Annotated in this window: 19 protein-coding genes and 1 pseudogene; 10 read left to right on the top strand and 10 right to left on the bottom strand. The window is 71.8% G+C overall.

The genetic code is table 11. The annotated features are described in order from the left end of the window. The first annotated feature begins 75 nt into the window (after positions 1-75). From ACQPWW_RS08340 to ACQPWW_RS08325, 4 genes and pseudogenes are all read left to right on the top strand, one after another. Positions 76-1,284, top strand: coding sequence for a DUF349 domain-containing protein (locus ACQPWW_RS08340; RefSeq protein WP_357413005.1), 1,209 nt, complete (start codon positions 76-78; stop codon positions 1,282-1,284). Between the two features lie 836 nt (positions 1,285-2,120). After that, positions 2,121-3,728 carry a cellulase family glycosylhydrolase gene (locus ACQPWW_RS08335; RefSeq protein WP_433130739.1) on the top strand — a complete coding sequence of 536 codons (1,608 nt, stop codon included), beginning with the start codon at positions 2,121-2,123 and terminating at the stop codon, positions 3,726-3,728. Positions 3,729-3,783: 55 nt separating this feature from the next. After that, positions 3,784-4,317, top strand: a pseudogene (locus tag ACQPWW_RS08330) (cellulose binding domain-containing protein); the annotation flags it as partial. Positions 4,318-4,443: 126 nt separating this feature from the next. Next, entirely contained in the window at positions 4,444-5,334 is an 891-nt protein-coding gene (locus tag ACQPWW_RS08325; protein ID WP_433134214.1) for a pectate lyase family protein, read from the top strand. A 49-nt stretch (positions 5,335-5,383) separates the two neighbouring features. On the opposite strand, the gene miaB is transcribed toward ACQPWW_RS08325, so the two are convergent. After that, complete coding sequence (gene miaB / locus ACQPWW_RS08320; protein ID WP_433134212.1) at positions 5,384-6,838, bottom strand: tRNA (N6-isopentenyl adenosine(37)-C2)-methylthiotransferase MiaB; 1,455 nt, start codon at positions 6,836-6,838, stop codon at positions 5,384-5,386. Positions 6,839-7,097: 259 nt separating this feature from the next. Here miaB and ACQPWW_RS08315 point away from each other — a divergent pair, with 259 nt between their 5' ends. Continuing rightward, entirely contained in the window at positions 7,098-8,006 is a 909-nt protein-coding gene (locus ACQPWW_RS08315) for an alpha/beta fold hydrolase (RefSeq protein ID WP_433130737.1), read from the top strand. A 67-nt stretch (positions 8,007-8,073) separates the two neighbouring features. Here the strand turns inward: ACQPWW_RS08315 and fxsT are convergent, their stop codons facing one another. From fxsT to fxsA, 6 genes are all read right to left on the bottom strand, one after another. Next, positions 8,074-11,943 (bottom strand): FxSxx-COOH system tetratricopeptide repeat protein, encoded by a 3,870-nt coding sequence (fxsT, locus tag ACQPWW_RS08310; protein ID WP_433130735.1) that lies wholly within the window; start codon positions 11,941-11,943, stop codon positions 8,074-8,076. Further along, a complete protein-coding gene (locus ACQPWW_RS08305) occupies positions 11,940-13,211 on the bottom strand; it encodes a TIR-like protein FxsC (protein WP_433130733.1) in 1,272 nt (423 codons plus the stop codon). Before ACQPWW_RS08305 ends, fxsT begins: the two co-directional genes overlap by 4 nt. Continuing rightward, positions 13,208-13,867, bottom strand: coding sequence for a TIR-like protein FxsC (locus tag ACQPWW_RS08300; protein WP_355031630.1), 660 nt, complete (start codon positions 13,865-13,867; stop codon positions 13,208-13,210). Before ACQPWW_RS08300 ends, ACQPWW_RS08305 begins: the two co-directional genes overlap by 4 nt. A gap of 52 nt (positions 13,868-13,919) precedes the next feature. After that, positions 13,920-14,744, bottom strand: coding sequence for an aminoglycoside N(3)-acetyltransferase (locus ACQPWW_RS08295; protein WP_433130731.1), 825 nt, complete (start codon positions 14,742-14,744; stop codon positions 13,920-13,922). Continuing rightward, entirely contained in the window at positions 14,728-16,989 is a 2,262-nt protein-coding gene (locus tag ACQPWW_RS08290; RefSeq protein ID WP_433130729.1) for an FxsB family cyclophane-forming radical SAM/SPASM peptide maturase, read from the bottom strand. Before ACQPWW_RS08290 ends, ACQPWW_RS08295 begins: the two co-directional genes overlap by 17 nt. A gap of 63 nt (positions 16,990-17,052) precedes the next feature. Next, positions 17,053-17,241, bottom strand: coding sequence for an FxSxx-COOH cyclophane-containing RiPP peptide (fxsA, locus tag ACQPWW_RS08285; RefSeq protein WP_433130727.1), 189 nt, complete (start codon positions 17,239-17,241; stop codon positions 17,053-17,055). 163 nt (positions 17,242-17,404) lie between these two features. Between fxsA and ACQPWW_RS08280 the strand changes: the two genes are divergently transcribed. Further along, positions 17,405-17,653, top strand: coding sequence for a DUF2277 family protein (locus tag ACQPWW_RS08280; protein WP_433130725.1), 249 nt, complete (start codon positions 17,405-17,407; stop codon positions 17,651-17,653). Between the two features lie 91 nt (positions 17,654-17,744). Here the strand turns inward: ACQPWW_RS08280 and ACQPWW_RS08275 are convergent, their stop codons facing one another. Both ACQPWW_RS08275 and selD read right to left on the bottom strand, forming a co-directional pair. Then, positions 17,745-18,224, bottom strand: coding sequence for a hypothetical protein (locus ACQPWW_RS08275; RefSeq protein ID WP_355031635.1), 480 nt, complete (start codon positions 18,222-18,224; stop codon positions 17,745-17,747). A gap of 249 nt (positions 18,225-18,473) precedes the next feature. Continuing rightward, a complete protein-coding gene (gene selD / locus ACQPWW_RS08270) occupies positions 18,474-19,463 on the bottom strand; it encodes a selenide, water dikinase SelD (protein ID WP_433130722.1) in 990 nt (329 codons plus the stop codon). Between the two features lie 195 nt (positions 19,464-19,658). Between selD and ACQPWW_RS08265 the strand changes: the two genes are divergently transcribed. The 4 genes from ACQPWW_RS08265 to ACQPWW_RS08250 all read left to right on the top strand — a co-directional run bounded on the left by ACQPWW_RS08265 (position 19,659) and on the right by ACQPWW_RS08250 (position 23,059). Then, on the top strand, positions 19,659-20,414 hold the full coding sequence (locus ACQPWW_RS08265) for an amino acid ABC transporter ATP-binding protein (protein ID WP_433130720.1): 756 nt from the start codon (positions 19,659-19,661) through the stop codon (positions 20,412-20,414). A 57-nt stretch (positions 20,415-20,471) separates the two neighbouring features. Beyond that, positions 20,472-21,407 carry a glutamate ABC transporter substrate-binding protein gene (locus ACQPWW_RS08260; protein WP_433130718.1) on the top strand — a complete coding sequence of 312 codons (936 nt, stop codon included), beginning with the start codon at positions 20,472-20,474 and terminating at the stop codon, positions 21,405-21,407. Positions 21,408-21,486: 79 nt separating this feature from the next. Continuing rightward, entirely contained in the window at positions 21,487-22,143 is a 657-nt protein-coding gene (locus ACQPWW_RS08255; RefSeq protein ID WP_433130716.1) for an amino acid ABC transporter permease, read from the top strand. A gap of 43 nt (positions 22,144-22,186) precedes the next feature. Next, a complete protein-coding gene (locus ACQPWW_RS08250; protein ID WP_433130714.1) occupies positions 22,187-23,059 on the top strand; it encodes an amino acid ABC transporter permease in 873 nt (290 codons plus the stop codon). Between the two features lie 62 nt (positions 23,060-23,121). On the opposite strand, the gene rny is transcribed toward ACQPWW_RS08250, so the two are convergent. Continuing rightward, on the bottom strand, positions 23,122-24,888 hold the full coding sequence (rny, locus tag ACQPWW_RS08245) for a ribonuclease Y (RefSeq protein ID WP_433130711.1): 1,767 nt from the start codon (positions 24,886-24,888) through the stop codon (positions 23,122-23,124). Positions 24,889-24,923 lie beyond the last annotated feature (35 nt).

Here is a 24,923-nt window from a genome sequence, read left to right as displayed (position 1 = left end):
CCGGAAGTAACTTGGCTGCGCCGTGGCGGCGACGGGGGATCGATCCCTCGACGCCGGGAGATCGAGGATGGGCACATGAGCGACTGGACTGCCTTCGGACGGGTGGATGCGGACGGCACCGTGTACGTCAAGACCACCGAGGGCGAGCGGGTTGTCGGATCCTGGCAGGCGGGAGCACCGGAGGAGGGCCTGGCACACTTCGCGCGCCGCTTCGCCGATCTGGTGACCGAGGTGGACCTGACCGAAGCGCGTCTCAAGTCGGGTGCGGCCGACGCCGGGCACTCGCTGAGCACGATCCGGCGGATCCGTGCCACGCTGCCCGAAGCCAACGTGGTTGGCGACATCGACGCACTGGCCGCTCGCCTGGACAAGCTGGCCACCCTCGCCGAGGAGAAGGCCGGCGAAGCGCGCGCTGCCCGGGACGCCGCTCGCGGCGAAGCCCTGGCCCGCAAGACCGCGCTTGTCGAGGAGGCCGAGAAGCTCGCCGCCGAGTCCACCGGTTGGAAGACCGCCGGCGACCGGCTCAAGGAGATCCTCGACGAGTGGAAGACCATCCGTGGGGTCGACAAGAAGGCCGACGGAGAGCTGTGGAAGCGCTTCGCCGCCGCCCGGGACGGCTTCACCCGACGCCGGGGCGCCCACTTCGCCTCCCTGGACTCCCAGCGCAAGCAGGCGCAGACGGTCAAGGAGGAGCTGGTCGCCGAGGCGGAGAAGCTCCAGGAATCCACCGACTGGGCAGCGACCGCCAACCAGCTCAAGGATCTGATGACCCAGTGGAAGGCCGCGCCGCGCGCTTCCAAGGAGGCCGAGCAGAAGCTCTGGGAACGGTTCCGGGGCGCGCAGGACGCCTTCTTCAGCCGGCGCAGTGAGGTCTTCTCCGCACGGGACAACGAGCAGCGCGGCAACCTGGAACGCAAGCAGGCCCTGCTCGCCGAGGCCGAGGCGTTGGACATCGACGCCGACCCGAAGGGCGCCCAGGCCAAGCTGCGGGAGATCCAGGCACAGTGGCACGAGGCCGGCCGGGTGCCCCGCGAGGCAGCCGCCGGGCTGGAGCGCCGGCTGCGCGTCATCGACGACAAGGTCCGCGACGTGATGGACTCGGCGTGGCGCCGGACCACCAAGGAGGACAACCCGCTGCTCGCCCAGATGCGGGCGCAGGTGGCGGAGGCCGAGGAACGGCTGGCCCGGGCGCAGAGCGCCGGGGACGCACGCCGGATCAAGGACGCCGAGCAGGCGCTCGCCGCCAAGCGGCAGTTCCTCCAGCTCGCCGAGCAGGCCGGCTGAGCTGACGTCTTCCGGGAGCCCCCGGTCCCTCGACGGGACCGGGGGCTCTCGCGCGTCCGGCGCTCACATCGGCGCCCCGCGCCCAGTGCCCCGCGTCCCCACGTGCACCCCGCGCCCCCGCGCGCACCCCGCGCCCCCGCGCCCCGCGTGGAGATCCACGCAACTTCCCGGATGTTGCTGCCTCCGACGCGCGGGAGACAGCAACATCCCTGATATTGCGCGGATCTTGACGGGGAGCGCTTGCTCCGTGGCGGGAGCGGGGTCGGGGGCGCCCGCAGGCGTCAAGGTCATGCTCGATCCAGGATGTAGTGGTCACCGAACGCCGGGATGTCACTACATCCATGTTCGAGCGTGATCATGAGGTGGAGGCCCGGCACCCGGGGACGAGGCGTGCCCGCGTGGGGGCGGGGCGTGCGCGCGTGAGGGCGAGGCGCGCGTGAGGGCGAGGCGCGCGCGTGAGGGCGAGGCGCGCGCGTGAGGGCGAGGCGCGCGCGTGAGGGCGAGGCGCGCGCGTGAGGGCGAGGCGCGCGCGTGAGGGTGGCGCGCTCGGGCGAGCGGGCGGCGCGTGCTCGCGGGCGAGCGGTGTGCCGTGCAGTTGACGCATTGAGGCGGGCTGATGAGAATGGGCGACGGAGCCAGGTAGGGCCACCGGGACGAGGGCGACGACGGCGGGGCTCCGCTGTCGAGGATCGACCGGTGAGCGTTCGCGAGTGTCCCCGTCCGCGTGACATGGACCGTCGCGCACTGTCCGCGTACCCCAAAGGGGCCGTGACGTGCCGACGGCAGCTCGCCCGCGCGGCCCATGGCCGACGCCGGGCCTTTGAAGTGGAGCACGAATGTTCCGTCCCAAAGCTCTCGGCGGTGCGCTGACCGCGCTCGCCACCGTCGCGGCCGGCGTGTTCATCGCCGCCGCCGTCAGCACCACCCCGGCCTCCGCCGCGGGCACCGGCACCGGCTATCTGCACACGAACGGCAGTCAGATCGTGGACAGCACCGGTGCCACGGTCCGGTTGACCGGCATCAACTGGTTCGGCATGGAGACCGACAACAAGACCTTCCACGGGTTGTGGTCGAGCAACCCGTGGCGGGGGCAGCTCGACACGATGGCCCGGCTGGGTTACAACACGTTGCGGGTGCCGTACTCGAACGACGCCCTGAAGGCGGGCGCGACCGCCACCGGGATCAACGACTTCGTCAACCCGGACCTGATCGGGCTGTCGCCGTTGCAGATCCTGGACAAGGTGATCGACTACGCCGGCAGCAAGGGGATGCGGATCATCCTGGACCGGCACCGGCCGACGTCGGCCGGGCAGTCGCCGCTGTGGTACACGTCGACGGTCTCCGAGGCGACCTGGATCAACGACTGGAAGATGCTCGCCCAGCGGTACGCGGGCAATCCCACGGTGATCGGCGCGGACCTGCACAACGAGCCGCACGCCGAGGGCACCAACCCGGCGGCCACCGGCGCGTGCTGGGGCTGCGGCGACACCACCCGGGACTGGCGGCTCGCCGCCGAGCGGGCGGGGAACGCCATCCTCGGCGTCCAGCCCAACTGGTTGATCTTCGTGGAGGGGGTGAGCTGCCCGAGTGGTGGCCTCTCCAACGTCTGGGACAACGACCCGAGCAACGACGAGGACTGCGGTTGGTGGGGCGGCAACCTGTCGAAGGCCGGCCAGTTCCCGGTACGCCTGAACGTGGCCAACCGGCTGGTCTACTCGCCGCACGAGTACGCGACGTCGGTGTACCGGCAGACCTGGTTCGACGCCCCGGACTACCCGGCGAACATGCCGGCCATCTGGGACAAGTACTTCGGTTACCTCTACAAGCAGAACATCGCCCCGATCATGATGGGCGAGTTCGGCAGCACCCTGGCCGACCCGAAGGACAAGGTGTGGCTGGAGAAGTTGATGGCGTACACCGGCACCGGGGTGACCGGGATGTCCTTCACCTACTGGTCGTGGAACCCCAACTCGGGTGACACCGGCGGCATCGCGCTCGACGACTGGACGAACGTCAACACCACCAAGCAGGCGATCCTCCAGCCGTACCTGATCGCACCGTCGGGTGGCGGGCCCACCGGCGGACCGACCGGCGGACCGACCGGGGGACCGACCGGGGGGCCGACGACCCCGCCGCCGGGCGCCTGCACGGCCACCTATCGGCAGGTAAACGCCTGGCAGGGCGGCTTCCAGGGTGAGTTGACGGTGAAGAACACCGGTTCCGCAGCGGTGAACCCGTGGTCGGTCACCTGGACCTGGCCGTCCGGGGTGACGTTGGGCAGTGGCTGGAACGCCACCGTCTCGCAGTCCGGCACGACGGTGACCGCCGCCGCGCCGGGGCACGCCCCCTCCCTGACGGCGGGCGGGTCGGTCACCGTGGGCTTCACCGCCAACGGCACCGCCAGCGCGCCGGGTGCGGTAAAGCTCAACGGCGCCAACTGCTGAACCACTGGGACGGCCGGTGCGCACCGCATCGGCCGTCCCAGCCATTTACATCCAGATGCTTCTATGCTTTCATCGGGAAAGCGCTTGCCTCCCCCCGGCGGGCGCGAGCGCGGGAGCCGCTTTCCTTCACGTCATCGCACTGGCGGGCCCGAGGACCACTGGTCCCGGCCACGATTTCGCCGCCCACGGGCATGGGCGTCGCGACGGTCCGTCCGCCTCATCGAAAGGAAGCAGCATGCGCACAGGACGGCGTCGAATGACGCTGCTCGCCACCACCGCCGCCGCCACCGCCAGCCTCGTCACCGCTGGGCTGCTGACCTCCGTGTCCGCGCAGGCGGCCGCCGGCTGCCAGGTCGCCTACACGGTCGCCAGCCAGTGGCCGGGCGGGTTCACCGGCAACGTCGCTGTCACCAACCTCGGCGACCCGGTCTCCGGATGGACGCTGCGCTGGTCGTACGGGGCCGGCCAGCAGGTCAGCCAGGCGTGGGGCGCCACCCTCTCGCAGAGCGGGGCGCAGGTCTCCGCCGCCAACGTCGACTACAACGGCAACCTGGCGACAAACGGCAGCACCTCGTTCGGCTTCAACGCGAGCTGGAACAACTCCAGCAACCCCGACCCGACCAGCTTCACCCTGAACAACGTCGCCTGCACCGGCAGCACCACGCCGACCACGCCCGCCAGCCCGACGAACCCGGGCACCCCGACCACCCCGCCGATCCCCAGCGATCCGCCACCAAGCGTCCCGCCACCTACCGGTCTCGTCGGCTGGGCCACCCAGAACGGCGGCACCACCGGCGGCGGCGGCGCACCGACCACCACCGTCACCAACGCCTCGGCGCTGACCAGCGCGTTGAACGCGACGGGCGCGGCGGTGATCCGGGTGTCCGGCACGATCTCCTGCTCGGGCATGCTGCGGGTCCGGTCCAACAAGACAATCCTCGGCAACTCCGGCGCCACCATCGCCGGCTGCGGGCTCAACGTCAGCGGTGACCGCAACGTCATCATCCGGAACCTGACCTTCCGGGACTGGAACGACGACGCGATCAACGTGCAGGAGTCGGCCACCAACATCTGGATCGACCACAACACCTTCAGCAACGGGTACGACGGCGCTGTCGACATCAAGCGCGGATCGGACTTCGTCACAGTGTCGTGGAACCGGGTCTTCAACCACGACAAGACGATGCTGCTCGGCCACAGCGACGACAACGGCGCGCAGGACACCGGCCACCTGCGGGTGAGCTACCACCACAACTGGTTCGACGGGAGCAGGCAGCGCAACCCCCGGGTGCGCTTCGGTAACCCGGTGCACGTGTTCAACAATTACTACCGGGCCAACGGCGGCTACGGCGTGGCCTCCACCGAGAACGCCGGCGTGCTCGTCGAGGGCAACTACTTCGAGAACGTCAACGACACGTACCACCTGGGCGAGGCAGACTCCGGGCCGGGCCGGCTGGTCGCCCGCAACAACCACTTCGTCAACTCGCCGGCCGGGCAGACCGGCGGCAGCGTGGCCAGCATCCCGTACTCGTACCAGCTGGACACCGCGAGCAACGTCAAGTCCATCGTGACGGCGGGCGCCGGCGCCGGCCGGATCACCGTCTGAGCGCGGCGGCCCCTTGTCGTCGCCCGACGACAAGGGGCCGTCCCGCGGCTCAGTGGGTGGCGCAGCCCGCGGTGGGCGCGGGCGCGACCGGCGGCGCGCCGATCGTCGGCAGACCGAGCAACACCCCGGGGGTACGCGGGGAACGGCCCGCCTCGGCCGCGTCGCCGGCCCGGGTCCGCCGGTGCGACACCGGCGCCCCGTCGGCGTTGAGGTGGTGCGGAGCGGCGTACGTGATAGTGGTGTGCACGATGTCGCCCGGCCGGATCTGGTCGGCCATCGACTCCCCACCCGGCGCCTGGGTCGCGAAGTGCACGAGCCGGCCGTCGCGGGCCCGACCGGACATCCGTCCGGTCCGCTCGTCCTTGCGGCCCTCGCCGACTGCGACCAGCACCTCGACGGTCTCGCCGACAAGTCGCTTGTTCTCCGCCCAGGTGATCTCCTCGACGCAGGCGACAAGCCGCTCGTAGCGCTCCTGCACGACCTGCTTGGGGAGCTGGTCGTCCATCGTCGCGGCGGGGGTGCCGGGCCGCTTCGAGTACTGGAAGGTGAAGGCCGAGGAGAACCGGGCCTCGCGGACCACGTCCAGGGTGCGCTGGAAGTCGGCCTCGGTCTCGCCGGGGAAGCCGACGATGATGTCGGTGGTGATCGCCGCGTCCGGCATCGCCGCCCGGACCTTCTCGATGATCCCCAGGTAGCGATCGGAGCGGTAGGACCGGCGCATCGCCCGGAGCACGTTGTCGGAGCCGGACTGCAACGGCATGTGCAGCGAGTGGCAGACGTTCGGCGTCTCGGCCATCGCGGCGATCACGTCGTCGGTGAAGTCCTTCGGGTGCGGGCTGGTGAACCGGACCCGCTCCAGCCCGTCGATGTCGCCGCAGGCCCGCAACAGCTTGCCGAAGGCGTACCGGTCGCCGAACTCCACACCGTAGGAGTTGACGTTCTGCCCGAGCAGGGTCACCTCCAGCACGCCCTCGTCGACAAGGGCGCGCACCTCGGAGAGGATGTCGCCGGGACGGCGGTCCTTCTCCTTGCCGCGCAGGGCGGGCACGATGCAGAACGTGCAGGTGTTGTTGCAGCCCACCGAGATCGACACCCAACCGGCGTAGGTGGACTCACGGCGGGTGGGCAGCGTGGAGGGGAAGACGTCGAGCGACTCCAGGATCTCCACCTCGGCGGCGGCGTTGTGCCGGGCCCGCTCCAGCAGCACCGGCAGCGCGCCGATGTTGTGGGTGCCGAAGACCACGTCCACCCAGGGCGCCTTGCGGACGATCTCACCCCGGTCCTTCTGGGCCAGGCAGCCACCGACCGCGATCTGCATCCCGGGGTGCTTGTCCTTCACCGGGCGCAGGCGACCCAGGTTGCCGTAGAGCCGGTTGTCCGCGTTCTCCCGGACGGCGCAGGTGTTGAAGACGACGATGTCCGGGGTGTCGTCGGCGGGCACCGCGCGTACGTAGCCGGCCTGTTCGAGCAGGCCGGAGATGCGCTCGGAGTCGTGGACGTTCATCTGGCAGCCGTACGTCACGACGTTGTAGGTCCTAGCCACCCTCTTGGTGCCCCTTCCCCTCGGGCTACCAGGGTAGCGGCCCGTTTGACGCCCCCGACCCACCGGCATTGACCCGGCGGCCCATGGCGGGCATCCACGACGGGCAGTACGCTGCTCAACAAGAATGTGTTCTGGGCGATTTCGGGGGCTTTGCACTCGGCGCCGACGATGCGCGGCTCCGTTCACGGGGGAGCACATGACGACCCGCGGGAGGCCAACCGTGACGCGACAAGATGCGACACAGCGCACCGTCACGACTCCGGACGGGCGACGCCTCGCGGTGGAGACCTCCGGTGCGCCCGACGGGCCCGCCGTCTTCCTGCTGCACGGCACCCCGGGCAGCCGCAGCGGCCCCCGGCCCCGCGGCATCGTCGTCTACCGCCTCGGCGTGCACCTCGTCTGCTACGACCGGCCCGGTTACGGCGACTCCGACCGGGACGAGGGTCGGCGGGTGGCCGACGCCGCCGCCGACGTGGCGGCCATCGCCGACGACCTCGGCATCGAACGGTTCGCGGTGGTCGGCAGGTCCGGCGGTGGGCCGCACGCCCTGGCCTGCGCGGCACTGCTGCCGGACCGGGTCACCCGGGCCGCCGTGCTGGTGGGGCTCGCCCCGGCCGGCGCGCCCGACCTGGACTGGTACGCCGGCATGGCCGCGACGAACGTGACGGACTACGGGCAGGCCGACGAGGACCTGACCGAGCTGACCCTCAACCTGAAGATCCGCGCCGAGGAGGCGCGACGGGACCCGATGACCCTGCTGGACTTCCTCCGCCCTCAACTGCCCGACGAGGACATCCGGGTCGTCGACGACGTGGCGATCCGCCGACTCCTCACCGACATGTACGCCGAGGCGCTGCGGCACGGCCCCGAGGGCTGGATCGACGACGTGTTGGCGATCCGACGGGGCTGGGGGTTCGACCTCGGCGCCATCCGCGCGGAGGTCCGGCTCTGGCACGGTGAGCAGGACCGCTTCTCGCCGGTGGAGCACTCCCACTGGCTCGCCTCGCGGATCTCGCGCGCCCAGGTGCAGGTGCAGCCCGGCGCCGCGCACTTCGGGGCGGTGGAGATCCTGCCGCAGACCCTGACCTGGCTGGCCACCCCGGACCTGGCGACCAGCCCGCAGCTCTGAGCGATCGGATCGGCGCGGCCGGGGTGGGCCGGGGCGGACGCCCGACCCACCCGCCACGCCGATCCGGTCAGATCGTGTGCGGGTCGATGACCCGGACGATGAACCGCCGTTCCCGCAGCGTCTGGACGGTCGGGTGCTCCGGGCCGATCACCTCGGCCAACCGGTCCGCCACCGCGCCGACGTCCTCTGCGGAGGCGCCGTCGCCGGCCCGCCTCGACACCAGGGCGAGGTCACCGAGGCAGCGCAGCGTGTCCGGGTGGTCCGCTCCGATCACCGTGGCCAACCGGTCGGCGGTCTCCCGCAGCCGGTCCCGTGCCGACTCCCAGTCGTCGTTCTCGGCGAGGCACACCGCCTGGTTGACCTCCGCGGCAAGGGTGTGCGGGTGGTCGGGGCCGAGGACCTTGCGCAACTCACCGGCCGCCCGGGACGCCGACGCGAGCGCCTCCGACCGGCGTCCGAGCGCACGCTCGGCGGCGGAGAGGTTGCTCAGCGTCGCCAGGGTGTGCGGGTGCTCCGGGCCGAGCCGGAGTTGCTCCTGGTACGCCTGACTCACCGCGGTCATCTCGGTCAGCGCCCGGGCCGCGTCGCCGACGGCCAACAGGTTCGCCGCACGGCTGGACCGACACGCCACCGTGTCCGGATTGTCCGCCCCGAAGCGTTCGTCGAGCTCGCGGTAGGCCGTCTCGAACATCGGCGCGGCCTCGGTCCCCCGACCGGCGCTGCGCAGCGACACCGCCAGGTTGACCTGGGCGGCGAGACTCTGGCCGTCGTCCGGCCCGAGCACCTCGCAGTAGGTGTCGTAGACAGTGCGCAGCAGGGTGGCCGACCTCTCGTACTCACCGGCCTCCCGCAGGTCGCTGCCCAGCCGCACCGCGGAGACGAGCGTGTAGGGATGGGTGGGGCCGAGCACCAGCCGCCGCCGCTGGTGCACCTCGTCGTCCCACCGGCGGGCCGACCGGTAGTCGCCGACCAGCCGGTACGAGACGGCCAGGTTGTTCGCGGCGCTCAACGTCCGGGGGTGGTCCTCGCCGAACACCTGGAGCCAGGAGGCGTAGGTGGACCGGTCCCGTTCCAGCGCCTCGGCGTAGCGGCCGAGCGCCCGCAGGTCACCGCCGAGGCTGCCGGCGGTCATCAGACTGTGCGGGTGCAGCGGGCCCAGCAACCGGCGTTGCTCGGCGAGCACCGCCTCGTCCAGGTCCCGGGCCTCGTCGAAGCGGCCCAGGCTGCGCAGGATGTTCGCCCGGTTGAAGCGCAGGTGCAGCAACTGCCGGCCCAGCGCCGACGCCTCGACCTCGTCGTGCGTGTCACCGAGCCGGGCGCTCCAGGTGTCGTCCACCTCCTGGCTGAACGAGTCGGCCTGGTCCAGGCCGCCGCGCTGCCACAGGTAACGGACCCGGTCGATCAGCAGCTGACACACCGACTCGTCCGGGCAGGTCAGCGCCTCGGAGACCTCCAGGTGCGGCCAGAGCATCCGCAGCCTCGCCCAGGTGGTCGGGTCGTCCACGTCGCCGCGCGGTCGGGACGCCGCCAGCACCAGGTGCACCTGGTGTCGGGCGGCGACGATCTCGTCCTCGGTCATCCGGTCACGGACCACCGCCTGCAACAGCCGGTGCACCTGGACCCGGCCGCCCTGCACGTCGAGCTTGAGCAACGCCAGACGGTTGATCTGCTGGACCAGCGCGCCGCGCACGAGCCGCTCCGACACCGACGGGTCGAACGGCACGAGCGCCGCCGCCATCTCGTCGCTGTAGATGAGTTCGAGGGCGATCTCCGGGGCCAGCACCGAACAGAGCTGCAACAGCCGGTACGCGGCGGGCGCCTGCTCGAGCAGCCGGTTCAGCGACAGGTCCCAGGTGGCTTCCACGGACAGCGCGCTGGGGCCGTGCCGCTCGATCTGCCGCAGGTAGTCGGCGACCGACGTGCCGGTGTCGGCGAGCCAGGCACCCGCCGCGGCCACCGCGATCGGCAGGTCGCCGAGCGCCTCGGCCACCCGGTCGGCCTCCTCGGCGCTGATCGTGGGCACCCGCTGGGCGAGGTGCGCCACGCTCTCGGTGCGGTCGAAGACGTCCACCTGGATCGGGTTCGCCCGGTCACCCCAGGCCCGGTTGCGGGAGGTCAGCAGCACGTGGCCGGGGCCCTGCGGCAGGAAGGGCTCGATCTGGTCGAGTTCCTCGGCGTTGTCGAGCACGACGAGCCACCGCTCGTACGGCTCGCCACGGCCCAGCACCTGCAACACCGAGCGGACCGTGTCGGGCAGGGTGGGCCCGACGAGGATGCCGAGCCGGCCGGCGAGGTCGGCGAGGGCGGTGTCGACGAACTGCGGCGGGTCGGCAACGATCCACCAGACCACGTCGTACGCGGCCCGGAACCGGTGCACGTACTCCAGGGCCACCTGCGTCTTACCGACGCCGCCCATGCCCTGCAGCGCGACCGGCAGCACCACCGCGCTGCCGCCGCTCTGCAACTGCGCGCGCAGCCGCGCCAGGTCGTCCTCCCGGCCGGTGAACCGGGCGTTCCGGTTGGGAGCGTTGAAGATCAGCGGCTCGGTGCCGGGATAGCGGGTGGCCCCGGCGGCCGGACCGTCCGCCGACGACGGCACCGGACGGCCGACCAGCCGCAACACCCGCTCCACGGCGGTCGCGGCGCTCACGTTCACCAGGTTGGTGGAGCTCTGGGCGGGGAACTCGGCGAGCGGGCGCAGGTCGGCGACGTACACGGCGAGGGCCGTGGAGCCGGTGCTCGTGTCCCGGTCGGGCAGACCGCCCGACGGCGTCGCCACGTAGGCCGGCGAGACCACTGTCAACGTGCGCGGCGCGGGCGTACCGGCGGACCCGATGGCGGTCGCCGGATCCACCACCCGCAGCCCTGCCGAACTGAGCACCCGCTCCAGCCACTCGGCCCAGATGGCATCCTCCGGCGCGCAACGGAGCACGATCTGGTCGTCGATCGCCTCGGTACGCCGACGGAAGCGGGCCTTGCCCCGTTCCCGCACCGACTCGTCCATCACCGGCAGCGCTGTCACCGCGCCGTCGGTGAGGATCCCGGTCAGGGTCTCGAACGCGGCAAGCAGCGACGTCGGCGAGCCGGGCGGGTCGCCGAAGGTCGCCAGGGTCTCCTCGTACGCGTAGAACGGCCGGTACGGAACCTCGACCGCTGCCCAGTAGCGCCGCCGTTCCGCCTCGGTCATGCCCGCCGGCAACCCGGCGAACCGGCGCATGGCCAGCAGGCGACCCGCCTCGGCCCGCTCCTTCTCAGCCTGGTCGACCCGCATCGGCACCGGCAGGACCCGGATGTCACGCCGCCGGTAGCGGTCCCGCACCGAGTGCGCCACCCGGGCCGCCCCGTCGATGCCCTGGTCGCTGAGGGTGAAGCAGTCGACAAGCGTGTCCGGGAGGTGCAGGGTGCAGATGTCGGCGACGTCGCTCAACCCCGTCCGGCTGTCGATCAGGGTGAAGTCGTACTGGCGCTTCATGTCCGCCCGCAGCGCCTCGAAGAACTGCGCCCCGCCCAGCCGGTTGTAGAAGTTGTCCCAGTCCAGCCCGCTCACCGAGACGGCGTAGTCGCTGTTCTGCCGGCCGGCGGAGAGGAAGTCGAGGCCGCCGCCGTCCGGGAAGTTCCAGCGCAACGAGAACGCGTGCCGGCCGACCCGGGCGTACTGCTCCATCCAGCGATCCGGCCGGTCGTCGACCCGGGTGGTCTCCCACTCGTAGTCGCGGATCATGTCGATCACGCCGCTGGTGCCCTGGATCGCCTCGGCGTCCAGGAACGGATGGAAGAAGCGGTGCAGGCCGGGGGACTCGAGATCCCAGTCGGCGACAAGCACCCGGCGGCCGCTGGCCGCGAGGATCCAGGCGACGTTGGCCAGCGCCATCGTCCGGCCCGTCCCACCCTTGAACGAGTAGAAGGTGACGACCTGGCCTTCGCGATCGTTGTTCATCGGTTTTCTCCGTGGGGACGCAATGGGGCCGGATCATCAGGCGTGGACGCGGGGTCGGTGGTGGCGGTGGAGCCGGCGGGCGGCAGGCCGTCGCGCAGGCTCGGCACCGGCTCCGGCGGTGGTTCGAAGGGGACCACCGGGCCGTACTTGAGGAACTGGCGGCGGGCCTCGGTGACCAGCGCCGGCATCAGGTCGACGAACTCCGGCATGCTGCACGCCCGCTTCACCTGGGGCAGACCGGCGTCGTGCAGCAGTTGCGTCACCTCGGTCGCCCACCGGGTCGCGTCCTGGCTGTCGTCGTCGTCGGTGACCACCAGTGGAACGACCCACTCCCGCAGGCCGTGCAGCATGCGGCCGAGCAGGGCGGACGCGTCGGGCGCCGCCGCGATCCACGGGTCCACGAGCAGCACCGCCGGCCGGCGCTCGAGCAGACCGGCGGCCTGCGCGAAGTCCTCAGTGCGGGCGGACAGCCCGAGGCGCTCGGCGGTGCTCACCGCGTACTCGGCGGCGGGCAGCTCCTGGCGACGCCCGTACGGCCGCCAGAGCTGGCCGCTGGCCGCGTAGCCGGCCGGGTCCCGGTCGGTCGGAAGGCGGTCCCGGGTCGGGGCCAGGACGGCGACGACGAAGTCCGGGTCGGCCGGTCCCGGGCGGGTGACCTCGTCGAGGCCGGGAGCCCGGGACGGACCCAACGGTCGCCGCTCCGCGGCGTGCACGATCCGACTGGCCAGGCGGCTCAGCAGCAGCTCGTACTGCGTTCGGTAGGAGGCCAGCATGCAGAGGGCGCGCAGGCCGTCCTCGGCGTACTCCGGGATGTCCCGACCCAGGTCCAGTGCGCCGTCCAGCTCCGGATGGGCCTCCCACGGGGGGAACGGGATCCACAGCACCGGGCTGAGGTGGCCGGCGGTGCGCCGGGCCGGCCCGGCGGCGGCCAGCCGGGCCCGGAAGGACTCCTGCTCCCCCAACGCCCACGGGCGGCTGAAGTAGCCAGGCGAGTAGAGCGGGACGAAGACCTCGGCGTCACCGAGCGCCTCGGCGAGAGCCGCCTTCCAGTCGGCGCCCAACGGGATGTGCTGGTCGAAGAAGCCGATCCGCATCCCGGCCACCGGTCGCGCCTGACGGCGCACCTCGTCGGTGAGGTCGGTGAAGAACTGGCCGACCCAGACGTCGGCGTCGGCCCGCGCGCCCGGGGCCGGCGCCGAGTGGGCGTAACTGAGGAAGAAGTACGTCCCTCGTGCCGCCGGTCGGCGGCGGTCCGTCGGCCGGCTCATCCCGGCTCCTCGGCGAACCTGTTGCACAGCTCGTCCACACTCGCCGGCACCCAGGGCTCCACCAGGTACGAACGGTGGATCGCCACGATCCGTTGCGCGAGCCGCCAGACCACCGCGCGGTACGCGTTCTCCCACTGCATGGTCAGCAAGCCATAGACCCCATCCCGCTGGTAGTGCACCGCGATGTCGGGATCCGGCATGGCGGTCGGGGAGAACCGTTGGATGTCGCGGAGCACCCGGGGCAGCGCGGCGCCGTTCGTCGGCGACCAGGTGACCGGCACGATCGCCGTCTCGTGGGCCGAGGCGGAGCTGTGCCGGGGGACGATCCGTCGGCGGGAGAACGCGTCCCACTCACGGCCACACCACTCGCTGCCGAGCAGCGCGCTGGACACCAGTGGCACGAAGACCTGGCAGGTGCCGGCGGCCTCGAGAAGCTCCGGGCTCCAGCGTTCGCCGCCCGCGATGGAGCTGTCCAGGAAGCCGGCGTCCACTCCGGTCACCGGGCCGACCAGCTCGCTGACGTGGACCGAGAGGTCCTCGAAGAACCGGGAGACGTACTCGGCGGGCTTGCCGGTGGCCCGGCCGACCGGCGCCCGGGAATAGCTGAGGAAGAAGAGCGGGGCGCGCGTTCGGGAGGGTGCGTCCGCTGTGCTCACCGCTGCCCCTCCGCCCTCCCCACGCGGCCGGACCATCAGCGTAGACCCCGCGTCAACGTCGCGCCGCCAGCCGGTTTGCCGCGAACCAGTCGACGGCGAAGTCCACTGTGGCACGCGCCGGCAGCAGCCGGGCGTTGGCCAGACCGACCCGGCCGTGCCGCACGAACGGAGCCTCGTCGAGCGCGGCGCCCACCGTGGGGAAGTCGCGGTCGTCCAGGTCCAGGGCACGGAAGTCGAGGCGGACCCGGCGCCCGTCGACAAGCCGGAAGCAGCGGTAGTCGCGCTCGGGCGGCGGCACCGGCAGCCGGTACTCGGCCAGATGCAGGGCGCTGCACGCCTCGTACCCGAGGCCGAGCAGCAGGACCTGCCCGTCGGCCGCGTACAGGCCACCGACCGGTGAGCGTTCGCCCAGGTGACAGGTGAGATCGTGGTCGGCGGTGAGCTGCCGGGCCCGAGGGCCGAGCGCGGCGAACGACGTCTGGGGGTGGTCACTGCGCACGGCCCCGGGAGCACATCGGACGTACTCGGCGAGCGCGCCCATCCGCTGCGAGGGCGTGCTGCGGCGGTCCCAGCCCGGCAGCGCCGCCTCGTACCTGTCGCGCTGCGCCCGGTCCATGCCGGCGACGGCCGCCAGGTGGGCCCGGGAGGTGGTCGAGTTGCCGTCGGTGTGCGTGGGCACCAGCAGCGTGCCGGCGGGGCCGAGGACGTCGCGCAGCGCGCCGGCGAGCGTCGCCGGCCCGGCCTCCAGCCGGCCCACCCGACGCAGGCCGCAGTGCACCACGAGGCACGCCCCCGGACGGACGCCCAACGCTCGCAGGTCGTCGGCGAGTCGAGGACGGCCCAGTGTGGGCAGATGCCGCTCATCGGGACCCGACACGGGTCTCCCCCAGGGCGTGCCGCAGCTGGCCGACGAACCGCTCGCCCGCCGCGGTGAGCGACCGGCTGGCCAGCAGCGCGTCGACGCCATCCCGGGTCCAGGTCAGGTAACGGTCGGCGTGCGCCGACGCCGCGCCCCCGTCGCGGGCCGCCCGGGACTGCCACACCTGGGTGACCGCCAGGTGGGCGTACACCCCCTGGAGGACGCCCTCGGGCGGTCGCGGGTCGGGGCGCCAGGGCACCCTGATCCGGGTGCCCCGGCCGGGTTCGACGAGGTCGCACAGGTCCAGCGCGGCGCCGAGCTTCGCGTGCTGCCACTCGTGCACGAGCAGCACCGCCATCGTCTCCGGGTCCGCATCGGGGGTGACCGCTACCGCGCCGAACGCGTGCCGCGCGGTCGCGCTGCGCAGTGGTCTCGCCGGGTCGGGTGTCAGCGGCACGACGACGCGCAGGCCGCCGTCGAGCGCCGCCGCGTGCGCCGGCACGTCCCGGTGCACGACCCGCCAGGCCTCGGCCACGGTACGCCCCAACGCCCGCGCGGCCGGGTCGGCCAGGCGCGACGCCACCGACTGGCCGTAGCAGTCCCGGTACGGGTCGCCGTCCTCGATCAGCAACCAGCCACCGGGCACCGCCACCGCACGCGCCGGCCGCCAGTCGGCAGACAGCTCGACCGGATCGAGGAGCACCGTGCGCTCGGTGCTCCCGCCCCGGACCCGGAATCCACCCGGCCGGACGGTCACCTCGGCGCTCTCCCCCAGGCCGGGCAGCACCAGGCTGCCGAGCGTGGGCAACGTGATCGTGTCGACCCGGACCGGAACGTGCGTCGTGGCGGGGACGCCCGCCCGGAGAGCCGCCGCGACGGCGAGCGACGGCAGCGGATCGACAGCGGGGCGGACGCCCGACCGGGCCGACGGGTCGAGGCGATGCACCAGCCAGGGCCGGACGAAGGGGTGCTCCAGGACCGCCCGGACCGCCTCCGGCGCCGCCTTGTCGAGCTCGACGAGCAGCTCCCAGGCGGCGGTGGAACCGGCCCGGTCCCGGCAGGCCACCAGCAACGCCCGGGTGATGGAGAGCTGGGTGGCGGCGAGCAGCGCCAGCGTCGGCGTCGACCCGTGGCCGGTCGCCAGGTCGTCAAGCAGCTCCTCGACCGGCGCGGCGGCCGGCGGTCGGCTCGCCGGACGCGGGTACGCGTCGACGCTGTCGATGAGGCGGAGCAGGTCGGCGCAGTACACCGACGGGTTGTCGAAGCCGGAGCCGGTGCGCCAGCGGTGGGCGTACAGGCCGCCGCCGCACCGGTCGACCACCCGACAGGCGCGGCAGGTCGCGCAGAGCCCCTCCACACCCTCCTGCCGGACGGCGACCCCGGGGTGCCCGGCCGCCTCGTGCACCGAGTGGCCGAACACGTCGAACCCGGTGCCCGCCGCGCCGTGATAGGCGGTCTTCAGCGAGTCGACCTGCTCCCAGCTGCCGTCCGTCTCGATCACCAGGACGTCGGCCGGCGCGAGGCCGAACGCCTCGGTGCCCCCGCCACCGGGCCGCAACGCCTCGAACAGCCGGATCGACACCGGCCTTCCCTCGTCGACCCACCGCCGGTGCAGCCGCCCCAGCCAGTCCGCGTACGGGGTGGGCCCGGGGCCGGGGCGCTCCGGCGGATGGTCCCAGGTGGCGTGCGGCAGCAGCAGGTCCACCCGGGGCGGGCTTTCGGCGAGCAGTGCCTCGTACACCCGGTCGGGGTCGTTGCGGACGTCGACGGTGCAGAGGATGCCGGCGTAGCTGGTCTGGTGCTCCGGGCGCCGGAGCAGGGCCAGGGCCCGCCGGACGTGGTCGTGGCTGCTGCCGCCGTGGGCGAAGACCCGGTGCCGGTCGTTGGCGGCGCGGTCGCCGTCGAACGACACACCGACCTGCACGTCGTAGTCGACAAGGAGGCGGCACAGCTCGTCGTCGAGCAGCACCGCGTTCGTCTGCATCCGCAGGTCGAGCCGGGTCCACGGCGTGATCGCCGCCCGCAGCTCGGCCAGCACCTCGCGCAGCCCGGCGGCACCCAGCAGCAGGGGCTCGCCCCCGTGCAGCACCACGTGCACGACCGGCAGCTCGTGCTCGCGGGCGTGCTCGGCGATGCGTCGCGCGGCGGCCCGGACCGTGGCCGCCGCCATCCGCACCGGCCGGCCCCGCCAGGTCTGGTCGGCGTGCTGGTAGACGTAGCAGTGGTCGCAACTGAGGTCGCACCGGCTGTGCACCTTCAGCACGAACTGGCTGATCGGCCGGCGGGACCCGCCCGCTCCGGGTGGACCGCACCGGCCGGCCATCAGTCAGATGGACGAGTTGAAGGCGGCGACGGGCACGCTGCCGGACGGCACGGATTCGTCCACGACGACGCGTCGGCGGACCGCCTCGACCAGATCGGCGTGCTCGGCGGCGATCCGCTCCAGCGGAATGTGCAGGCTGCGGGTGAGGTTGTCGAGGTCGGGACGGGTCGAGCGGGTGGGGGCATGGTCCACAATGAGTCTCCGAGGGCCCGGGCGCTGAGAGCGCGAGCGGCGATAATTGCGCGAAAGGCTCTGGTCCGTGACCAGGATAGACAAATATCGACCCAGTGTCACCGTCGGTACAACCGTCAGCACCGCGGGTGGTGATCCGCGTGCCGGCAGAGGAGGAACCCACATGTGCCGGAGCATCAAGACGCTGCGTGAGCCGTTCACCCCGCAGGTGACCGACGCGGACGTCGAGGCGGCGGCGTTGCAGTACGTCCGGAAGATCTCTGGCTTCCGGGCGCCCGCCGCCCACAACGCCGCGGCGTTCGACGCCGCGGTGGCCGCCGTGACCGCGGCGACACGCGACCTGCTCGACCACCTGGTGGTGCGGGGCGCCGGCTCGGGCGCCACGGACCGGCAGGCCGCCACCACCAACTGATCGCGGGCGCGGACCGACTCGCCGGCGCGGCGCCCGGCCCACCCCCGGCGGGTCAGGCCGCGGCGAGTCGGGCCCGCCCCTCGGCCACGGGTCAGGCCGCGGCGAGCGCCGGAACGATCGTGTCCGGCGCCCAGCGCGAACGGTGGCACTGCGACCAGCCCCGACAGCCGGGGTCGCCCGCCGTGCAGAGCCGGTGCCTGCTGAGCACCTCGCCGTCCTCGGTGTCCCGCACGTCGAAGTGCACCGGGCGGACCGTGCCGTCCGGGGCGACGAGCAGGTGCCGGCCCGCGTCGAGCGTGTCGTCGCGCAGCAGGCAGTTGCGGCCCAACAGTCGAGCGAGCGCGGCGATGCTGGCGTGCTCGGGGAGCCCCTCGGGCACCCCGTAGCAGTCCACTACCGTCGCGAACTCGCCCGGCGCCTCCCAGACGTCGCACACCACCGCGTACGCCGGCAGTCGGGCCGGGTCGGCCACCGCCAGCGGCATCACCACCCGACCGAGCGCCTCGGCCAGCGCCGGGTAGACCTCCACGGGTCGAGCCCCGTCGATTCTCCAGTTCCACAGCTCGGTCATTCCGCCTCCTCGCTGCGTTCGTCCCACCGGCCTCCGGATCGGGCCTTACTCACGATGGTGGGGGGCATTTGACCCCAGCCGGGGGCAAGTTACCGGTCTGTGACCATTCCGGGCAAAATTTCCCTGAGCCGCATTGCTCGGAGTAGCGGGAAGGTGACAGTTTATCGGCTATGGTGCGCCAACCGCACCACCGCCTCCGCGTGTCCGGCGAGCGGCCCTCGCGTGTCCGGCGTCGGCCCCTGGGCAGGGTCAGCGCAGGACGACGAGGTGCTCGCCGCGCGGCAGCAACTCACCCACCACGGGAGCGCCGGGGATCTCGCCGGCGACCAGCAGACCGCCGGAGGTCTGCGCGTCGGCAAGCAGCAACCGCTCCTCCTCGCCCACGGCGCCGAAATCCGTCCACGGCGTCACCCACTCCAGGTTGCGCCGGCTGCCGCCGCTGACGTACCCGTCGCGCAGCGCTTCCCGGGCGCCCGCCAGGTACGGCACGCGGGCCGCGTCGATGGCCACCGTGACCTGGCTGGCCCGGGCCAGCTTCGAGGCGTGCCCGAGCAGCCCGAACCCGGTCACGTCGGTGCCGCAGCGGATGCCGGCGGCGACCGCCGCGCGGGAGGCGTCGGAGTTGAGCGCGCTCATCGAGGCCACCGCCTCCGGAAAGCTCTCACCGGTGGCCTTGTGTCGGGTGTTGAGCACACCCACCCCGAGCGGCTTCGTCAGCGACAACGGCACCCCGACCCGCCCGGCGTCGAGAGTGATCAACTCTTCCGGGCGGACCGTGCCGGTGACAGCGAGGCCGTACTTCGGGCCGTCGTCGTCCACGCTGTGCCCGCCGGCCAGGTGACAGCCGGCCTCCCGGGCCACGTCCTGGCCGCCGCGCAGAACCTCGCCGGCCAACTCCATCGGCAGCACGTCGCGCGGCCAGCAGAGCAGGTTGAGCGCGACAAGCGGGGTGCCACCCATCGCGTACACGTCGGAGAGCGCGTTGGCCGCGGCGATCCGACCCCAGTCGTACGCGTCGTCGACCACCGGGGTGAAGAAGTCGGCGGTGCTGACCAGGCCGGTCCGCTCGTCCAGCCGCACCACCGCGGCGTCGTCACCGTGGTCCAACCCGACAAGCAGCTCCGCGGTGCCGGTGGCCGGGCCGAGACCGGACACCATGATCTCCAGCTCACCGGGCGGGATCTTGCAGGCGCAGCCGCCACCACGGGCGTAACGGGTCAGCCGTACCGGTTCGGTCATCCGTCCATGATCTCGACAACCTGCCACGATCGCCACCGTTGTGACCCGCACAGTGACCGGAATCGGACGCTCGTCGACGATCGTGACCGGTGTTACCGCTCCGTGACCCGCTGAGTTGCGTTCCGCCACATCAGGCCGCCTACAGTGGCCGCACCGGGGGTCAACCGACCCCGATCCGGGAGACGACAGGGGACGGTGGACGACGTGACGACGGGCGAACCGCTCATCGTGCTGGACGCGGTCAACAAGTGGTTCGGGCCGCTGCACGTGCTGGACGACGTCTCGCTGTCGGTGGGTCGGGGTGAGGTGGTCGTGGTGATCGGCCCGTCCGGCTCCGGCAAGTCGACGCTGTGTCGCGCCATCAACCGACTCGAGCCGATCAACTCCGGCACGATCACCTTCGACGGCCAGCCGCTGCCGGCCGAGGGCAGGCCCCTCGCGAAGCTGCGCAGCGAGGTGGGGATGGTCTTCCAGTCCTTCAACCTCTTCGCGCACAAGACCATCCTGGAGAACGTCACCCTCGGCCCGATCAAGGTCCGCAAGGAGAAGCCGGCCGCCGCCCGCGAGCGCGGCCTGGCCCTGCTCGACCGGGTCGGCATCGCCAACCAGGCGGACAAGTTCCCGGCCCAGCTCTCCGGCGGGCAGCAGCAGCGGGCGGCCATCGCCCGCGCCCTGGCCATGCAGCCCAAGGCGATGCTCTTCGACGAGCCCACCAGCGCGCTGGACCCGGAGATGGTCGGCGAGGTGCTGGACGTGATGACCTCGCTGGCCCGCGACGGCATGACGATGGTCGTGGTCACCCACGAGATGGGCTTCGCCCGGCACGCGGCCAACCGGGTCATCTTCATGGCCGACGGCAAGCTCGTCGAGGACGCCTCCCCGGCGGAGTTCTTCGAGAACCCGCGCAGCGACCGGGCGAAGGACTTCCTCTCCAAGATCCTCACGCACTAGGCGTCCGTAGTGGAGCGCGCCGACCACCGGTGGGCTCCGTGAAAGAAGGAGAAGAGTATGCGTATGAAGCGCGTGGCGGCGGTCGCCATGATGGCCTCCCTCGCCCTGTCGGCTGCGGCCTGCGGCAAGGAGGGTGAGCCGACCCCGAGCGCGGACGGCAGCGCCCCCGCTGGCGCCCAGTCCGACACCTGCAAGAGCTCCGGCGCGACCTTCACCCCCAAGACGGACGCGGCCATCCCCGGCAGCCCGACCTTCGAGAAGATCAAGACGGCCGGCAAGGTCTCCGTCGGGGTCAAGTTCGACCAGCCGAACCTCGGCTACAAGGACGCCCAGGGCAAGCGGTGCGGCTTCGACATCGAGATCGCCCAGTACGTGGCCAGCACGCTGGGCATCGACCCGGCGAAGATCGAGTACAAGGAGATCGCGTCGGCCAACCGGGAGACCGCGATCAAGGGTGGTGAGGTCGACTACTACGTCGGCACCTACTCGATCACCGACAAGCGCAAGAACGACATCTCCTTCGCCGGCCCGTACTTCGTCGCCGGCCAGGACCTGCTGGTCCGCAAGGACGAGACGTCGATCACCGGCAAGGACACCATCAAGGGCAAGAAGATCTGCTCGGCCACCGGCTCGACCCCGATCCAGAAGGTCCGCGACGAGGGTCTGACCGAGGCGAACAACATCGTCGAGTTCAAGACCTACTCGGAGTGCGTCTCGCAGCTGCTCGACAAGAAGGTCGACGCCGTCACCACCGACGACGCCATCCTGAAGGGCTTCGCGGCACAGAGCCCGACCGAGCTGAAGGTGGTTGGCAAGCCGTTCAGCACCGAGAAGTACGGCATCGGCCTGCCGAAGGACGACAAGGCGCTGCGCGACTACGTCAACAACCAGATCGAGGCCTCGTTCGGCAACGGCACCTGGCAGAAGATCTACGACGGCACGCTGGGCCTGTCCGGCTCGGCGGGCGCCCCGCCCACCCTTGAGCGGTACTGACCAACCGGCTCAACACGAGTTGTGGCGCCGGGCGGGGCTCGTCCCCGTCCGGCGTCCGTCCGAGGACTGAGAGCGAGGCATGGGCGAGTTCTTCCGCGTACTGACGGACAACGGGCAACTGTTCGTTGACGGGTTCACCAACACCGTCAAACTCTTCCTGATCGCCGCGGTCGGCTGCCTCGTCATCGGCACGCTGCTCGGCGCGATGCGGGTCTCCCCCGTGCCGGCGCTGCGCGCGTTCGGCGCCACGTACGTCAATCTGGTGCGCAACACCCCGCTGACGCTTGTCTTCGCGTTCCTCGTGTTCGCGGTGCCGAAGCTGGACGTCAACATCGACTACTTCGCCAGCGCCGCCATCGCGCTGACCGTCTACACCTCGGCGTTCGTCTGCGAGGTGATCCGCTCCGGCGTGAACACCGTCGCCGCCGGGCAGGCCGAGGCGGCCCGCGCGCTGGGCATGACCTTCGGTCAGGTGCTCACGCTCATCGTGCTGCCGCAGGCGTTGCGGGCGATGGTCCCGCCGATGATGAGCGTGTTCATCGCCATGCTGAAGAACACCACAATCGCCGCCGGTTTCTCGGTGCTGGAAGCCGGCGCGATCCCCTCGTACATGGCGGAGCGGGGCGAGCCGCAGTTCGCCGTCCTGCTCTGGATCACCATCGGCTTCCTGATCCTGATCCTGCCGCTGGTGGCGTTGCAGCGGTTCCTGGAGCGCAAGTGGAGGGTGGCCCGATGAGCGAGCTGGCGGGCCCGACGGCCGCGAACGGAAGGTGGTTGAGTTGAGCCAGGCGTCGATCCTCTACGACCTGCCCGGACCCCGCGCCAAGCGGCGCAACGCGATCCTGGGCGTCGTCTCCACCGCCGGCATCATCGCCCTGCTCGCCTACATCGGCTACAAGTTCGCCGACACCGGCCAGTTCGAGGCCCGCAAGTGGGAGCAGTTCCAGTACGCCTCGGTGCAGCGCGAGCTGCTCGGCGGCCTGTGGGCGACGCTGAAGGCCGCCGGCATCGCCGCGGTCCTGGCGTTGCTCTTCGGCGCGTTCTTCGCCAGCGCCCGGCTGAGCGACAAGTGGATCCTGCGCACCCCGGCCACCTTCGTGGTGGAGCTGTTCCGGGCGATCCCCCTGCTGATCCTGATCTTCTTCGGCTACTACGTGCCGTTGCAGTACGGCTGGTCGATCGACAAGCTCTGGGCGCTGGTCATCGGGCTGATGCTCTACAACGGCTCGGTGCTCGCGGAGATCTTCCGGGCCGGCATCAACGCGGTGCCGTACGGGCAGACCGAGGGCGCGTACGCGATCGGCCTGCGCAAGAACCAGGTGCTGCGGTTGATCCTGCTGCCGCAGGCGGTCCGGTCGATGCTGCCGGCGATCGTCAGCCAGCTCGTGGTGCTGCTCAAGGACACCGCGCTGGGCTTCATCATCACCTACCCCGAGCTGCTCTTCGTGGGTAAGCAGATCGGCGGCCGGTTGCCGTTCGGCCTGCCGTACGTGCCGACGTATCTCATCGTGGCCGCCATCTACATCACCATCTGCGGTGCGCTGTCGGTCCTGGCCTGGTGGTTGCAGAAGCGGATGGGTCGCACCCCGCGCAGCGCGGCGAAGGTGCTGCCCTCCCAGGACGTGGGCGACGCCGCCGGCCGGATGATCTGACCGGCAGCGGAACGAGCGACGGGCGGGTGGCCACGGCCACCCGCCCGTCGTCTGTTCGGCGATCAGCGGGCGATCTCGGTGACCCGGGACTCGCGGACCACTGTGACCCGGATCTGACCCGGGTAGGTCAGCTCCTCCTCGATCTGCTTGGCCACGTCGCGGGCCAGCACTGCCGCCCCGATGTCGTCCACGTCGTCCGGCTTGACCATCACCCGGATCTCCCGGCCGGCCTGCATGGCGAAGACCTTGTCCACGCCGAGCTTGCCGGCCGCGATCTCCTCGATCCGCTCCAGCCGCTTGACGTACGCCTCCAGGCTCTCCCGGCGCGCGCCCGGCCGACCGCCGGAGCAGGCGTCGGAGGCCTGGGTGAGCACTGCCTCGATGGTCTGCGGCGGCACCTCGTTGTGGTGCGCCTCGATGGCGTGCACCACGTCCTCGTGCTCGCCGTACTTGCGGGCCAGGTCCGCGCCGATGATGGCGTGGCTGCCCTCCACCTCGTGGGTGAGCGCCTTGCCGATGTCGTGCAGGAACGCCGACCGTTTGATGATGGGCACGTCCAACCGCAGCTCGGCGGCCATGATGCCGGCGATGTGCGCGGTCTCGACCAGGTGCTTGAGCACGTTCTGCCCGTACGAGGTGCGGTAGCGCAGCCGGCCGAGCAGCGCCACCAGCTCCGGGTGGATCTCGGTGATGCCGACCTCGACCAGGGCGTCCTCGGCGGCCCGGAGGCAGAGCTGCTCCACCTCCTGCCGGGCCAGGTCGTAGACCTCCTCGATCCGGTGCGGGTGGATCCGCCCGTCCAGGACCAGCTTCTCCAGGGTCAACCGACCCACCTCGCGGCGGACCGGGTCGAAGCAGGAGAGCAGCACCGCCTCGGGAGTGTCGTCGATGATCAGGTTGACGCCGGTCACCGACTCGAAGGCGCGGATGTTGCGCCCCTCCCGGCCGATGATCCGCCCCTTCATCTCGTCACCGGGCAGGTGCAGGACGCTGACCACGCTCTCCGCGGTCTGTTCGCTTGCCACCCGCTGGATCGCGTCCACCACGATGTGGCGGGCCCGCTGCTCGGCGGTGTTGCGCGCGTCGGACTCGATGTCGCGCACCAGCAGCGCCGCCTCCCGCTTGGCCTGGGTCTCGATCGCCTCGACCAACTCCAGCCTCGCCGCGTCGGCGCTGAGCCCGGCGATCCGCTCCAACTCCCGACGGCGCAGTTCCTCGGACTCGGCGAGCTCGGCCTCCCGGCGGGCCAGCGCGGACTCCCGGGTCGCGAGGGCGGCGCGCGCCTCGGTGAGCTGCCGCTCCCGCTCGGCGAACCGCTCCACCTCCTCGGTGTGCATCCGCTCCCGCTCGTCCATCCGGGCCGCCCGACGCTCCACCTCCGCGGCCTGCTCGCGGGTGGTGGCGGCGAGCACCGCGACCTCCCGCTCACCGCTGCGCCGGGCCGTCGTGCGCAACTGCTCGGCGTCCGACTCGGCCTGCTTGTGGGCGCGCTCCAGGACGGTGTCCGCCTCGGCGCGGGCGTCGTCGAGCACCCGGCGCGCCTCGGCGCGAGCGGCCTTCGCCTCGGCCTTCGCCGCCGCCGCCTCGGCACGGGCCGCCGCCGCCGCGGACTTCGCCACGTCGATCGTGCTGTTCGCCTCGTCGGCCGCGGTCCGCAGGGCGGCCAGCGACTGCTCCTGACGGTCCTTCTCGGCGATGAAGGCGGGATCCTCCGGAGCCGGCGCTCCGCCCACCCGCCGCAGCGTCCGGACGCCGACCAGCACGGCCCCGATCACCACCACGGCGAGGACGAGGACGGCCGCGAGGAGCACGACGTCGAACGCGTTCATGCCGGGACCCCGTCGGGTCTACCGATGAACCTGTG

It is taken from the genome of Micromonospora sp. CA-240977 (assembly GCF_050942285.1).
GTDB lineage: Bacteria > Actinomycetota > Actinomycetes > Mycobacteriales > Micromonosporaceae > Micromonospora.
This window is presented reverse-complemented; position numbering and strand designations above follow the sequence as displayed.

Coding starts and splice junctions, on each gene's coding strand:
- ACQPWW_RS08275 (WP_355031635.1), bottom strand. CDS start 18,224: ATGACCGAGCTGTGGAACTGGAGAATCGACGGGGCTCGACCCGTGGAG.
- ACQPWW_RS08335 (WP_433130739.1), top strand. CDS start 2,121: ATGTTCCGTCCCAAAGCTCTCGGCGGTGCGCTGACCGCGCTCGCCACC.
- fxsT (WP_433130735.1), bottom strand. CDS start 11,943: ATGAACAACGATCGCGAAGGCCAGGTCGTCACCTTCTACTCGTTCAAG.
- rny (WP_433130711.1), bottom strand. CDS start 24,888: ATGAACGCGTTCGACGTCGTGCTCCTCGCGGCCGTCCTCGTCCTCGCC.
- ACQPWW_RS08340 (WP_357413005.1), top strand. CDS start 76: ATGAGCGACTGGACTGCCTTCGGACGGGTGGATGCGGACGGCACCGTG.
- ACQPWW_RS08260 (WP_433130718.1), top strand. CDS start 20,472: ATGCGTATGAAGCGCGTGGCGGCGGTCGCCATGATGGCCTCCCTCGCC.
- miaB (WP_433134212.1), bottom strand. CDS start 6,838: ATGAACGTCCACGACTCCGAGCGCATCTCCGGCCTGCTCGAACAGGCC.
- selD (WP_433130722.1), bottom strand. CDS start 19,463: ATGACCGAACCGGTACGGCTGACCCGTTACGCCCGTGGTGGCGGCTGC.
- ACQPWW_RS08255 (WP_433130716.1), top strand. CDS start 21,487: ATGGGCGAGTTCTTCCGCGTACTGACGGACAACGGGCAACTGTTCGTT.
- ACQPWW_RS08305 (WP_433130733.1), bottom strand. CDS start 13,211: ATGAGCCGGCCGACGGACCGCCGCCGACCGGCGGCACGAGGGACGTAC.
- ACQPWW_RS08280 (WP_433130725.1), top strand. CDS start 17,405: ATGTGCCGGAGCATCAAGACGCTGCGTGAGCCGTTCACCCCGCAGGTG.